Raw genomic sequence first — 13,107 nt, 5'->3', positions numbered from 1 at the left:
CGCCGTACGAGATGTACGGCGCCCGCGGTCCTGTACCGCTGTGCGTTTGTGGCCTCGCCCAGGTCCCCGGCGGGATCAAGCCGACTTTCGGCTGTCCCTGGGGTGAACCGCGATGTTCATCGCACCGGAGCGCAGAACGGCGAGACGCTCCTCGAGGACCTCTTCGAGTTCCTCTCGGGTGCGCCGCTCCATCAGCATGTCCCAATGCGTACGCGCGGGCTTGGCCTTCTTCTCCTCGGGGCCGTCGCCGTCCACCAGGAGTGCCTGGGCACCGCAGACCTTGCACTCCCACTCCGGCGGGATCTCCGCCTCGACCGAGAAGGGCATCTCGAAGCGGTGCCCCTTCTCGCATGCGTACTCCACGGCCTGGCGCGGGGCCAGGTCGATGCCGCGGTCCGTCTCGTAGCTGGTCACCACGAGGCGCGTGCCGCGAAGAGCTCGCTCACTCATGAATCGTGCCTCCCGGGCTTGTCGCCCACAGGACAGGTGTCGCTGTCGTCGTCATCCGGTCAACGTCCGGGCGGCGGTAAAGATTCCCGTCCGGAGTTCCGATCCGGGTCATGCGTCGCCGTCGTAGCCGCAGCCTTGTCAACCAGTGCAGTACCCCCCGACGTCCGGTTTGTCACACCTATAAGGAGATGCGACTCAGCGTTCGGCATCTTTGACGCGCAGTAACGGTACGCCTGGCAGGCCAAACGCGTACACTACAGCCCTTTCGCGCCCAACGCTAAATCCGTTCGGGGACCGGGTTGCCCGCTTCGGTGATCGCCCGCCGCACCGGCACCCGCGCGAGCAGCACGAATCCCAGGACGAAGAAGCCCACCAGGGAGATGATCGCGTCCCGGTAGCTGCCCGTCAGCTGGTAGGTGAGGCCGAACAGCAGCGGCCCGAGCCAGCTCGTCCCGCGGTCGCTCACCTCGTACGCGGAGAAGTACTCGGCCTCCTTGCCGGGCGGTACGAGATGGGAGAAGAGCGAGCGGGACAGCGCCTGGCTGCCGCCGAGGACCAGGCCGATTCCGGCCGCCAGCACGAAGAACCACACGGGGGCCCCGGCAGGCAGGAAGTACCCGGCGGCCAGGGTCAGGGTCCAGGCGACCAGGGAGCCGAGGATCGCGCGCTTCGCGCCGTACCGCCGGGCCAGCCGGCCCAGCGCCAGCGCACCCGCCACCGCCAGCACCTGGACCAGCAGCACGGCCACGATGAGCGTCGACTGTCCGAGCCCCAGCTCCTTCGAGCCGTACACCGAGGCCTGGGTGATCACCGTCTGGATGCCGTCGTTGTAGACCAGGTACGCCAGCAGGAACGCCAGCGTCAGCGGGTGCCGGCGCATGTCGCGGACGGTCGCCGCGAGCTGCCGGAAGCCCGGCAGGGCAGCCTCCCGCGCGGGAGCACGGCGGTCGCGCAGCCGGCGCAGCGGCACCAGCGCGAAGGCGCCCCACCACAGACCGGCCGACGCCAGACAGATGCGCACCGCCATGCCCTCGGAGACGCCGAAGCTCTCGTGACCGGTGTAGAGGACGAGGTTCAGAACGAGGACCAGGGACCCGGCCGCGTAGCCGAAGGCCCACCCGCGCGAGGAGACCGCGTCGCGCTCCTCGGGCGGGGCGATCTGCGGCAGGTAGGAGTTGTAGAGCATCATCGCGACCGACTGCGCCGCGTTCGCCACCACCAGCAGCAGACCGCCGAGCAGATAGCGCTCGCTGCCCAGGAAGAACATGCCCGTCGTCGCCGCGGCCCCGGTGTACGCGGCGGCCGCGAGCAGCGGCTTCTTGCGGCCGGTGCGGTCGGCGGCGGCACCCACCAGCGGCATCACCAGTACGGCCACGATCACCGACAGGGAGACCGCGTAGGCGAAGAAGGAGCCCGCGCGCACCGGTATGCCCAGCGGGTGGACGAACCCGTCCGCGTCCGCCGCGGCCTCGGCGACCGACGTCAGATAGGGGCCGAGGAACACGGTGAGCACGCTCGTGGAGTACACGGAGCACGCCCAGTCGTAGAAGTACCAGCCGCGCTGCTCGCGCCGCCGGCCGGCGGCCGCGTCCCCCGCCGCTGACCGCACGGTGTCGGTGTCCACCCGTGCCCTCGCTTCCCCGTGAGCGCGCGGAGGCGGTCGGGCGCGGGGCCTCAGACCCAGACGCCGCGGTCCTCCATGACCTTGCGCAGTGTGTCGATGTGATCGGTCATGATGCCATCCACCCCGAGGTCCAGGAGCCGGTGCATCCGCTCCGCCTCGTTGACCGTCCACACGTGCACCTGAAGCCCGTACGCGTGGGCGGCCCGTACGAACCGGTGGTCGACCACCTGGATGCCCGACTGCTGTTCGGGGACCTGGGCGGCGACGGCCGACCGGCGCACCGAGGCCGGCAGTCCCCAGGACCGCAGCCGCAGGTTCAGCACGCCCCGGGTGCCGTAGGAGGTGGCCAGCCGAGGGCCGGCCAGCCGCTGGGCGCGCACCACGCGGGCCTCGGAGAACGAGCCGAGGCAGATCCGGTCCCAGGAGTCGGTGCGCCCGATGAGGTCCAGCAACGGCAGGAGGGCTGCTTCGGCCTTCACGTCGACGTTCCAGCGCACCTCGGGGAAGGTCTCCAGGAGCTCCTCGAACAGGGGAACCGGTTCCGCACCCGCCACGCGCGCGTGCGCCACGTCCCGCCACGGCAGATCGGCGATCCGGCCCGCGCCGTCCGTCACCCGGTCGAGGGTCGCGTCGTGGAAGGCGACGAGCCGGCCGTCGCGCGTGGCGTGGACGTCGGTCTCGATGTACCGGTAGCCCGCCTCGACGGCGCACCGGAACTGCCGGACGGTGTTCTCCAGGCCGTCCGCCGCCCCGCCCCGGTGGGCGAAGGCGATCGGACCGGAACGGTCGAGGTAGGGGTGGCGTATCCGCGGGGTCACGGACGCAGTATCGCGCGCCGTGGTCGACCGGCGGCAACGACCGTGCTGCCGTCGGATGTCGAGGGGACGGCGAAGGCGCGCAGGAACAGCTGGGCGAGCGGGCCGATCGTCACCGCGTACAGCAGGGTGCCGACGCCCACCGTGCCGCCGAGGAGGAAGCCCGTGACGACCACGGTGATCTCGATGGCGGTGCGGACCAGGCGGACCGACACCCCGGTGCGCCGGTTCAGTCCCGTCATCAGTCCGTCGCGCGGGCCCGGGCCGAAGCGCGCCGCGATGTACAGTCCGGTCGCCGCGCCGTTGAGCACGATGCCCGCCGCCATCAGCGGCACGCGTACGGCCATGGCGTGCGCGTCGGGGACCAGGGCCAGGGTCGCGTCCATCGCCGCGCCGATCACCAGCACGTTGGAGACGGTGCCCAGTCCCGGCCGCTGACGCAGCGGGATCCACAGCAGCAGCACCGCCGCGCCCACGAGGGTCAGCACCACGCCCATCGACAGCCCCGTCCGCTCGGACAGGCCTTGGTGCAGCACGTTCCACGGTTCGAGGCCGAGCCCCGACCGCACCAGCAGTGCCGAACTCGCGCCGTACAGCGCCAGCCCCGCGTACAGCTGGAACAGCCGCCGCGCGAGATGCCCGTGCCGGGAGGAGTACCTGGCCAAAACGTGCCCCCTGTGGTGGAAGTGGACCGATGCGTGACACCCTGTGGCTTGGTCGATGATGTCATCCATGGCCAATCCGGGGAAGGTGGACTGATTATCATGGTGCAGTGGACCTCCGCAGTGGGGGCGGCGCAGCTCGCCCGGCTGCTCAACTCCCAGCAGGACCGCCCGGCCGGTCCCGGGACCCGCCGTCCGCCCGCCTACCGCGCGCTCGCCGACGGCATCCGCCTGCTGGTGCTGGAAGGGCGCGTACCGGTGGCCGCGCGGCTGCCCGCCGAACGGGAACTGGCCCTCGCCCTCTCCGTCAGCCGCACCACCGTCGCCGCCGCCTACGAGGCGCTGCGCACCGAGGGGTTCCTGGAGTCACGGCGCGGCGCGGGCAGCTGGACCGCGGTCCCGGCCGGCAATCCGGTGCCCGCGCGGGGACTCGAACCGCTGCCGCCCGAGACCCTCGGCTCGATGATCGACCTCGGCTGTGCCGCGCTGCCCGCGCCCGAGCCCTGGCTCACCCGGGCCGTCCAGGGCGCGCTGGAGGAGCTTCCGCCGTACGCGCACACCCATGGCGACTATCCCGCCGGGCTGCCCGCGCTGCGCTCGATGATCGCGGACCGCTACACCGCGCGGGGCATCCCGACCATGCCCGAGCAGATCATGGTGACGACCGGCGCCATGGGTGCCATCGACGCCATCTGCCACCTCTTCGGGGGCCGCGGCGAGCGCATCGCCGTCGAGTCGCCGTCCTACGCCAACATCCTCCAGCTGATGCGGGAGGCCGGCGCCCGGCTCGTCCCCGTCGCCATGGCCGAGGGCCTGACCGGCTGGGACCTGGACCGCTGGCGCCAGGTGCTGCGCGAGGCGGCACCCCGGATCGCGTATGTCGTCGCCGACTTCCACAACCCGACCGGCGCGCTCGCCGACGAGGACCAGCGACGCCGCCTGGTGGACGCGGCGCGTTCCGCGGGCACGGTGCTGGTCGCCGACGAGACGATGAGCGAGCTGTGGCTCGACCCGGACGTGGAGATGCCGCGCCCGGTGTGCGCCTTCGACCCGGCCGGGTCCACGGTGATCACGGTCGGCTCGGCGAGCAAGGCCTTCTGGGCCGGGATGCGCATCGGCTGGGTGCGCGCGGCGCCCGACGTCATCCGCAGCCTCGTCGCCGCACGCGCGTACGCCGATCTGGGCACGCCCGTACTGGAACAGCTCGCCGTGAACTGGCTGTTCGGCACCGGTGGCTGGGAACAGGCGGTGGAGGTACGGCGTGCCCAGGCCCGGCAGAACCGGGACGAGCTGGTGACCGCGGTACGGCGGGAGCTGCCCGACTGGGAGTTCGAGGTACCGCGCGGCGGCCTCACCCTGTGGGTGCGCACCGGCGGCCTCTCGGGCTCCCGACTCGCCGAGGCGGGCGAACGGGTGGGCGTCCGGGTCCCGTCCGGCCCCCGCTTCGGCGTCGACGGGGCCTTCGAGGGCTACGTACGCCTCCCCTTCACGGTGGGCGGCGCGGTGGCGGAGGAGGCGGCGGTACGCCTCTCCGCGGCAGCCCGAATCGTCGAAACGGGCGGCACATCCGGCACGGAGACCCCCCGCACGTTCGTGGCGTGACCGGGGTGCCGGTGCCGATTCGACCGCGGGCGGTCGTGCGGAGAGGCAACGGTGCCCCGCGACTGCGGGCAATCGTGCCTCCCCCGGTGCCTTGAAGGCCTGGGAGGTACTCCGGGGCGGCACGGGCGGGCGCAGCGGCACGCGCCGCACGGCCCTCCGGCAACGCCTCGTCCGGCAACCCGCTAGGAGGACGATTCCGCGACCGCCGTCTCCTCGGGCGCAGGCTCCTCGACACCCGTGTCAGCGGCGGCCTTCTCCACCGACGCCTTGTCGAGGCGCACGGCCTCCAGCCGCTCCGGCTCCTCATCCGCAGGCGTCGTCCGCGGCGGCAGCAGATCCAGCACCGCCTGCCGCTCCGCCTCACTGGTCGCGTCGTCGTACGGATCCGGCGTCGCCGGAACCTGAAGACGGTGGACCGGCCCCGAGCCCAGCCGGGCGTAGCCACGCCCCGGCGGCACCTGGTCGACCGGCGTGGTGTGCGGCGGCGCCCCCAGAACGGCCCTCAGCTCCTTTGCCGTCGCGGGCCCGAGGACGACACGCGCGCGCGTGTGCTGCCGTACCGGATCGCTGAGGCCCTCCAGACCGTCGAGCTGCTCGGCGACGACCACGGTGACGTTCGCCGGGCGGCCGTGCCGCAGCGGAATCTGGAGCAGCGACTGGGGATCCTCGCGGCCGTCCGCGGCGGCCAGGTGCGTGAACGCGCTCGGCCGGTCCAGCAGCAGCCACAGGGGACGCCTGGTGTCCTCGGGCGGCGGGTCGCCCGCCTGGTGCGCGCGGTTGGCCGCGATCAGCCGGCGCTCCGTCTCGTGCGCGGCCCACTCCAGGCTGGTCAGCGCCCCCGTCAGCCCGCACTCCACGGCGAGCACGCCGTCCCGGCCGGTCAGGCAGGCGTACTCGCCGGTACCACCGCCGTCGACGATCACCACGTCGCCGTGGTGCAGGGCCTGCAGGGCGATCGAGCGCAGCAGTGTCGAGGTGCCGCTGCCCGGCTGGCCGGTCACGAGCAGATGGGGCTCGGTGGAACGGATGCCGGTGCGCCAGACGACGGGCGGGACATCGCGCCGCTCCTCGCCGTGGACGCCGTGGGTGAGCGGCAGCGTCCGCTGCACCCCGGTGGGATCGGTGAAGCCGAGGACCGTCTCGCCGGGGGCCGTGACGAAGGGCTGGGCGGCGATGTCGGTGGGCAGGGGCGCGAGGACGCGGACCGTGAGCTGGTTGGCCTCCTCGTCCCATGCGAAGTGGTATTCGCGGCCACGCCCGGATTTCGCGCCGAGCAGATGCTCGATCCGCGCCCGGGACTCCGGCTCGCCGTCGGTGAAGTAGGCGGGGTAGCCGATCACCAGGTGCGCGATCCGGCCGGTGGAGTCGAACGCGTACTCGGAGAAGACCTTCCCCCAGTCGCCGCCGTGGGCATAGAGCGGTTCGGGGTCCTCGGCGGCGGAGAAGTACGGCACCAGGGCCTCGTAGAGCGACTTCAGGCGCTGGACCTGTGACGCGTCGGGGCCGGCGGGAGCCGAGGGGGCGCGGTCCCGGCCCTGCCAGGCCGCCGCCGCCATCAGGGTGATGACGGCGAGCAGGGGGCCGTACGGCGCGAGAGCCACGACCAGCAGGACCGACGCCACCAGGAAGATCAGCGCGCCGCGCCGGTCCTTGGGCGTGTCGGCCCATCTGCGCCGCCCGGCCGAGGCCATTCGACGCAGACCGCGCGTGATGGTGATCAGCGGGTGGAGGACGTCCGTGGCGCCGTCGGCCGCCGTCCTGGCCAGCTCCCGGCTCCGGGCGAGCTGTGCGCCGCCGTTGCTCAGGATGCGGGGGAGTGGGCGCCGGGCCACTGCTGTCTCCAGAGGGTGCGTACGGGCGGGCGGTGCTGCGGGGTCGGGCGGATCAGAATTTGAATCCGCCCAGGAGGCCGGCCAGGCTTTCGCCGCCCGCCTTGATGCTGGGTGCGATGGCCGTGCTGGCCAGATAGAAGCCGAAGAGCATCGCCACCAGGGCGTGTGATGCCTTCAGTCCGTCCTTGCGGAAGAAGATGAAGACGACGACGCCGAGCAGCACCACGCACGAGATCGAGATGATCATGTGAGTTCTCCTGGTTCGCGAGGGAAAGTCACCATGAGTACTTCCAGGATCACAGAATGTATCCATACGATAAAAGGTGCAACTGGGTCGATTCTCGGCTTTTGGGCCGGATGGGTCTGCCGTGATCATTGCCCCGGGCGCGACGGCTCATGTGCCCGGTGAGCCAGTACCCTGGCGATTCACCCGTACGGCTCTGCACCGCTCGCAGACGTACGTCCTGTCCCCGATGCGTGAAGCATGTGCAGTGAGAGGCGGTCCGGCGATGACTGAAGCCCCCGACCCCGAGGTCGTGGAGCTGGCGACCAAGATCTTCGACCTGGCCCGGCGCGGCCGGACCGAGGAGCTCGTGGCCTACGTCGACGCGGGCGTGCCGGCCGACCTCACCAACGACCGGGGCGACTCTCTCGTGATGCTCGCCGCGTACCACGGTCACGCCGAGGCGGTGCGCGCGCTGCTGGAGCGCGGCGCCGACGCCGACCGCGTCAACGACCGGGGCCAGACACCACTCGCGGGAGCGGTCTTCAAGGGCGAGACCGAGGTGATCCAGGCCCTTCTGAAGGGCGGCGCGGACCCGTCAGCGGGCACCCCCTCGGCCGTCGACACGGCCCGGATGTTCGGTCGTACGGAACTGCTCGACCTGTTCGGCGAGCGCTGAACAAGCCGCTCTGACCAGCGACGACACGGAAAACGGGGGAGGCGGTACAGGGCCGCCGAAATTTCGGTCGCGGTAGATGTGACCGCCGGGTCATCATGACGACGTGATTCACGGACGCGATGGCTGGGCAGGTGTTGCCGCACCGCGCGGGCCGTGATGCGGTCCGCATGGGCCACCGACGAGAGGCAGAGAGAGATGGTCTACAGCAAGCAGGAAACGGCGGGCGCCCCGACGTGTTGTCACGCGGCCAGGTAATGCACGTCCCCGGTTGCGTCGACGCTTGATGTGAGGCTGTTTCCCATGTTCGATCCGGTCATAGCGCCCAGCGGTACGCTGCTCGGCCTGCTCCAGCGGGGCCGTGGCGACGGCACGCTGCACGCGCTCACCGCCCCGCGCTCCGAAGCGCTCACGGCGCTGAACCACTGTGTGCTGCGCGACCCGCGCCACGACTGGCAGGTGGAGAACCGCTCCCTCTACTACGCCCGCCTCTACCTCGATCTGCACGGCGAACTGGACGCGATCGAGGCCCACCTCTTCGACCCCGAGGACGTCCTCGACACCGACGAGTCCCGCACCGGACTCGCCCTCGCGGTCCTCGGGCACCTCGCCTCCTACGGCAGGCGGGACGCCCTCGACCTGCTGCGCAGGTACGCCGCCCACGGCACCAACTGGGCCTGGGCCCTGGACGAGCTGGCCCTCCGGGACGACGACGCGGGCCTGCGCGCCCTGGCCGCCCCGGTCCTCGCGCGGTTCACCACCGACGCCGAGGGCGAGGCGGAACTCGCCGCCACCGTCCGCGACGCCTTCGAACCACGGCCCTGGCGATTGTGGGCCGACGACCCCCGCGAGGCCGTCGCCACGCGCGTGCGCGCCGCCCAGGAGGCCGGGTCCTTCGACCGCTGGCAGCGGCAGATGCGCCCCACCGGGCCCCGGCCCGGCTGGAGCGTGCAGGCAGTGTTCGAGTGGGCCCAGCAGGGCGTCGAGCGCGGTGCCGCGCTTCATGTCCCGGCCGCCCGCTGCCTCACCGCCGTGGCGGGCCCCGAGGACCGGCCCGAGATCGTCCGGGCCGCCCAGGACGGCACCGAGGGAGCCCGGTGCACCGCCCTGCGGTATCTCGCCGACGGCAACGATCCCGACGCCCTCGGCCTGATCGAGGGCGCCGTGACCACCGGCTCGACGGCCGTCGTGGAGGCCGCCGTCGACGCCTTCGAACGCATGCGCAGTCTCGCCGCCGTCGACCGGGCGCGCGGCTGGGCCCGCCGGCCCGACCCGCTCGGCGCCGCCGCCGGCCGGGTCCTCGCCTGCCGGGGCGGTGTCCAGGACCGGGACCTGGTCCTCGCGGCGCTGCGGGAGGCGGTACGGGGCGAGGGCCCCGACGCGCCCACCCTGTGGACCCTCGTCGACGGCGCCGGACGCCTCGGCATCGCCTGCGCCGCCCCCGTGCTCCGCCACATCTACCGCGAGACCGCCTCGTCCCACCTGCGGGGCCGCGCCGCCCGTGCCCTCGCCGCGACCGACCCCTCCTACGGCACCGGCTTCGCCGTCGAGTGCCTGTGGGACTGCGAGGAGTCCACCCGCGAGGTCGCCGCCCGGCACGCCGAGACCGGGGACACCCGGGTCGTCGAACGCCTGCGCAGGCTCGCCGCGGACCCGGCCGAGGAGGCCGAGGTGCAGACCGCCGTACGCAGCAGGATCGGTCCCGAGGAGACCGCCGTGTGATCCCTTCCGCCCGCGCGGTGTGAACGACGGGTGACCCGTGGGTCAGGTGTGCGTGGATGCCGCCTGACCTGCGCGGGTGAGGGAGGCAACGCTCACGGCGCGTCCCCCCGCGAGGAAAGATCCACGTTGACGTGACCACGTCCGGCGCGGCGACAACACCGGTATGCGTGTCGTCCTCGTCACCGAGTCCTTTCCCCCGATGTGAACGGCGTGGCCCACTGCGCGCTCCCAGACCGCCCGACACCTCGTCGACCGTGGCCACACCCCCTCGTCGTCGCCCCTGCCGTCGCGGGCGACGCACCCGGCGACGGGGCGCCCTGCCCCGTCGTCCGCGTCCCCTCCCTCCCGCTCCCCGGCTGTCCCCAGGTCCGCGTCGCCCTCCCCAGCCGGCGCCTGGCCGCCGCGATCGCCGGGCACCGGGCCGACGTCGTCCATCCGGCCGGCCCCTTCGTCCTCGGCGTGCGCGGCATGGCGGCCGCTGCCCGCCTGGGCCTGCCCACCGTCGCCGTCCATCCGGCCGGCCCCTTCGTCCTCGGCGTGTGCGGCATGGCGGCCGCTGCCCGCCTGGGCCTGCCCACCGTCGCCGTCCATCCAGACCGACCTCGCCGGATACGCCCGTACGCACATGGGTGCCGGCGAGGCGGCCGACTGGCGGCGCATCCGCTCCGTGCACACGGCCGCCGACGTCACCCTGGCCCCGTCCGGCGCCGCCCTGCGCGACCTGGAAGCACACGGCGTGCCCCGGGTCAGGCTGTGGCCGCGCGGTGTGGGCACCGTCCGCTTCCGGCCCGGCCTCCGCGACGAGGCACTGCGCCGCACCCTCGCCCCGAACGGCGAGCTCGTCGTCGGCTACGTCGGCCGCCTCGCCCCGGAGAAGCGGGTCGAGCTGCTGGCCGGGGTCTGCGCGCTGCCCGGAGTGCGGCTCGTGGTGGCCGGCACCGGCTGGCCAGCCCGGCGGTGCACCGACCTCCTGCCGCAGCTGATCTCGCTGGCCGCCGACGAGATACGCCACCACGCGCGGGGCACCGGCGTCCGCCTCGACCCGCGTGCCTCCGCCGCCGTCTCGGCAGCCCTGGCCGCACTGCCGACGGGGGAACGACGCCAGGGCGCCGCCCGGCCTGTCCGGACACGGGGCGTACCTGCCCTCCCGCGCGAGGGAGAGCCATGACGCCGACGCCCCCTGCCCGGCGCGACCCGGGTGTCATCCGCCGGGGAGGCGTCGACGGGGCCGTACGGCGACGAAGCGGACCGGGGTGCCGGGGGGTGCCTGGGCGGCGGCCGGGAGGTCGGCCGGGTGGACGACCGCGACCACCGGGTAGCCCCCGGTGGTCGGATGGTCGGCCAGGAAGACCACCGGCGTCCCGTCGGGCGGCACCTGCACCGCGCCCAGCACCATGCCCTCGCTGGGGAGTTCGTCCTGCCTCGCCCGTTCCAGGGCCGGTCCGGTCGTGCGCAGCCCGATGCGGTTGCTCGCCGGCGACACGTGGTACGTGCGGGACGTGAGGAGCCGTACCGCGGCCGGGGTGAACCAGTCGTCGCGCGGGCCCGGCGTCACCCGCAGCACGAGCTCGTCGGGGGGCGCCGGCTGCGGGGCCGCGTCCACGCGCGCGTGGGGCTCCCCAGGCGTTCCCAGGGGGAGCACGGCACCGTCCGTGAGGGGCGCCGGGCCGAGACCGGAGAGCAGGTCGGTGGAGCGACTGCCGAGCACCGGTTCGACGGCGATCCCACCGGAGACGGCCACGTAGGCGCGTACACCGGAGACCGCCGCACCGACGTCCAGCACGGAACCGGCACGCACGCGGACCGGCGCGCCCCAGGCGGCCGGCCGGCCGTCCACGGTGATCGGGCAGGGGGCCCCGGTGACCGCCACGGTGACCGTCGAACGGGGCCGCAGGGAGCAGCCGTTGAGGGTCGTCTCCAGGACGGCCGCGTCCGGCGGATTGCCGGCCAGCCGGTTGGCGAGCGCAGCCGCGGGCCCGTCCAGTGCCCCGGAACGGGGGACGCCGAGATGGGCGTGCCCAGGACGGCCCCGGTCCTGCACGGTGGTGAGGGCTCCCGCGCGGACGACGGCGAGCGCACGGTCCGTCATGCCGCGGCCCCCCTCACCGGGACGAAACGCACCCGCGTGCCGGGGGAGAGCAGCGCCGCCGGCACGCGCGCGGGGTCCCACAGCACGAGGTCGGTCGTACCGATCAGCTGCCAGCCGCCCGGCGAGGACCGCGGATACACGCCCGTGTACGGGCCCGCCAGCGCCACGGAGCCGGCCGGGACGGCGGTGCGCGGAGTGGGCCGGCGGGGCACGTCGTAGCGCTCCGGCAGACCGGTGAGATAGCCGAACCCGGGCGCGAATCCGCAGAACGCCACACGGAATTCGGTGCCCGCGTGGACACGGGCCACCTCCCGCGCGGGGACACCCCAGTGCGCGGCGACGTCCGCGAGGTCCGGGCCGTCGTAGCGCACCGGGATCTCGACCGTCTCCCACGCGCGCGGCGGCACGGGCGGCAGCTCACGCGAGGTCAGCTCGGCGGCCAGCCGGGCCGGATCGGACAGGCCGTCGAGCAGCACCGTGCGCGCCGCCGGGACGATCTCACCGACCGGCAACGAGCCCTCCGCGCGGCGCCGCAGCAGCTCCGCGTGGAGGGCCTGGGCCTCGTCGCCCGAGGAGACCTCGACGAGCAGGGCGTTCTCGCCGACGGGCAGCACCCTCATACGAAGGCCTCCACCCGCACCCCGGACGCCTCCAGCGCGTCACGCACCCGTCGCGCCAGATCCACCGCGCCGGGCGTGTCACCGTGCAGGCACAGGGAACGCGCCCGCACCTCGATACGCCGTCCCGAGTACGCGTCGACCTCCCCGTGGCGGGCCAGGTCCACCGAGCGGGTCACCACGGAGTCCGGGTCGGTGACCACGGCGCCCTCCTGACGGCGTGGCACCAGCGTGCCCCCGTCGGTGTACGCCCGGTCGGCGAACGCCTCCGTGACCACCGGCAGACCCGCCTTCCGGGCCAGTTCCAGCAGCCGGGAGCCGGGCAGGCCGAGCACGGGCAGCGTGGCGTCCGCCAGGAGCACCCCGTCGACGACCGCGCCGGCCTGCTCCTCGTCGCGCACCACCCGGTTGTACAGCGCCCCGTGCGGTTTGACGTACGCCACGCGGGCGCCTGCCGCGCGGGCGAACACCTCCAGTGCGCCGATCTGGTAGGCGACCTCGGCCGCCAGTTCGGCGGGCGGCACGTCCATCGCGCGCCGCCCGAACCCGGCCAGGTCCCGGTAGGAGACCTGGGCGCCGATCCGCACCCCGCGCCCGGCGGCGAGCTCGCACACCCGGCGCATGGTGGACGCGTCCCCGGCGTGGAAACCGCATGCCACGTTGGCACTGGTCACCACGGACAGCAGCCGCTCGTCGTCGGTGAGCCGCCAGCGGCCGAACCCCTCGCCGAGGTCGGCGTTCAGATCGATCGACGTCATGGGTCCTTCGTTTCTCCTGTCTCGTGCCGCACAGGTC

Annotated in this window: 12 protein-coding genes and 1 pseudogene; 4 read left to right on the top strand and 9 right to left on the bottom strand. The window is 73.4% G+C overall.

Going from position 1 to position 13,107, the window contains the following annotated elements; translation table 11 throughout:
- Positions 1-75: 75 nt before the first annotated feature.
- The 4 genes from ACFV5H_RS31865 to ACFV5H_RS31850 all read right to left on the bottom strand — a co-directional run bounded on the left by ACFV5H_RS31865 (position 76) and on the right by ACFV5H_RS31850 (position 3,623).
- Positions 76-450, bottom strand: a complete 375-nt coding sequence (locus tag ACFV5H_RS31865) for an RNA polymerase-binding protein RbpA (protein WP_003977404.1) — start codon at positions 448-450, stop codon at positions 76-78.
- Between the two features lie 277 nt (positions 451-727).
- On the bottom strand, positions 728-2,074 hold the full coding sequence (locus ACFV5H_RS31860) for an MFS transporter (RefSeq protein ID WP_385198376.1): 1,347 nt from the start codon (positions 2,072-2,074) through the stop codon (positions 728-730).
- A 50-nt stretch (positions 2,075-2,124) separates the two neighbouring features.
- On the bottom strand, positions 2,125-2,892 hold the full coding sequence (locus tag ACFV5H_RS31855; RefSeq protein ID WP_385198374.1) for a glycerophosphodiester phosphodiesterase: 768 nt from the start codon (positions 2,890-2,892) through the stop codon (positions 2,125-2,127).
- Positions 2,889-3,623 carry a YitT family protein gene (locus tag ACFV5H_RS31850; RefSeq protein ID WP_385198372.1) on the bottom strand — a complete coding sequence of 245 codons (735 nt, stop codon included), beginning with the start codon at positions 3,621-3,623 and terminating at the stop codon, positions 2,889-2,891. The genes ACFV5H_RS31855 and ACFV5H_RS31850 overlap by 4 nt, the downstream gene beginning before the upstream one ends.
- Before the next feature lie 30 nt (positions 3,624-3,653).
- Here ACFV5H_RS31850 and ACFV5H_RS31845 point away from each other — a divergent pair, with 30 nt between their 5' ends.
- On the top strand, positions 3,654-5,153 hold the full coding sequence (locus ACFV5H_RS31845; protein WP_385198371.1) for a PLP-dependent aminotransferase family protein: 1,500 nt from the start codon (positions 3,654-3,656) through the stop codon (positions 5,151-5,153).
- 182 nt (positions 5,154-5,335) lie between these two features.
- Here ACFV5H_RS31845 and ACFV5H_RS31840 read toward each other — a convergent pair whose 3' ends face one another.
- Both ACFV5H_RS31840 and ACFV5H_RS31835 read right to left on the bottom strand, forming a co-directional pair.
- On the bottom strand, positions 5,336-6,985 hold the full coding sequence (locus ACFV5H_RS31840) for a hypothetical protein (protein WP_385198369.1): 1,650 nt from the start codon (positions 6,983-6,985) through the stop codon (positions 5,336-5,338).
- A 52-nt stretch (positions 6,986-7,037) separates the two neighbouring features.
- On the bottom strand, positions 7,038-7,232 hold the full coding sequence (locus ACFV5H_RS31835; RefSeq protein ID WP_030832645.1) for a hypothetical protein: 195 nt from the start codon (positions 7,230-7,232) through the stop codon (positions 7,038-7,040).
- Between the two features lie 262 nt (positions 7,233-7,494).
- Between ACFV5H_RS31835 and ACFV5H_RS31830 the strand changes: the two genes are divergently transcribed.
- The 3 genes and pseudogenes from ACFV5H_RS31830 to ACFV5H_RS31820 form a co-directional block, all read left to right on the top strand.
- Positions 7,495-7,887 (top strand): ankyrin repeat domain-containing protein, encoded by a 393-nt coding sequence (locus ACFV5H_RS31830; protein WP_385058003.1) that lies wholly within the window; start codon positions 7,495-7,497, stop codon positions 7,885-7,887.
- A gap of 300 nt (positions 7,888-8,187) precedes the next feature.
- Complete coding sequence (locus ACFV5H_RS31825; protein ID WP_385058004.1) at positions 8,188-9,606, top strand: HEAT repeat domain-containing protein; 1,419 nt, start codon at positions 8,188-8,190, stop codon at positions 9,604-9,606.
- A 163-nt stretch (positions 9,607-9,769) separates the two neighbouring features.
- Positions 9,770-10,597 (top strand): annotated as a pseudogene (locus ACFV5H_RS31820) (glycosyltransferase); the annotation flags it as partial.
- A 210-nt stretch (positions 10,598-10,807) separates the two neighbouring features.
- Here ACFV5H_RS31820 and ACFV5H_RS31815 read toward each other — a convergent pair.
- Genes ACFV5H_RS31815 through ACFV5H_RS31805 form a run of 3 tightly spaced genes read right to left on the bottom strand, consistent with a single transcriptional unit; the run spans position 10,808 to position 13,070 of the window.
- Complete coding sequence (locus tag ACFV5H_RS31815; protein WP_385058005.1) at positions 10,808-11,695, bottom strand: biotin-dependent carboxyltransferase family protein; 888 nt, start codon at positions 11,693-11,695, stop codon at positions 10,808-10,810.
- Positions 11,692-12,315 (bottom strand): allophanate hydrolase subunit 1, encoded by a 624-nt coding sequence (locus tag ACFV5H_RS31810; RefSeq protein WP_385058007.1) that lies wholly within the window; start codon positions 12,313-12,315, stop codon positions 11,692-11,694. Before ACFV5H_RS31810 ends, ACFV5H_RS31815 begins: the two co-directional genes overlap by 4 nt.
- Complete coding sequence (locus ACFV5H_RS31805) at positions 12,312-13,070, bottom strand: LamB/YcsF family protein (RefSeq protein WP_385058009.1); 759 nt, start codon at positions 13,068-13,070, stop codon at positions 12,312-12,314. The genes ACFV5H_RS31810 and ACFV5H_RS31805 overlap by 4 nt, the downstream gene beginning before the upstream one ends.
- Between the last annotated feature and the right edge of the window lie 37 nt (positions 13,071-13,107).

Origin of the sequence: Streptomyces sp. NPDC059787, from assembly GCF_042732315.1 — a bacterium.
GTDB classification, from domain to species: domain Bacteria; phylum Actinomycetota; class Actinomycetes; order Streptomycetales; family Streptomycetaceae; genus Streptomyces; species Streptomyces atrovirens.
Note: the sequence above shows the minus strand (reverse complement) of the source record. Positions and strands in the feature narration are given on the sequence as shown.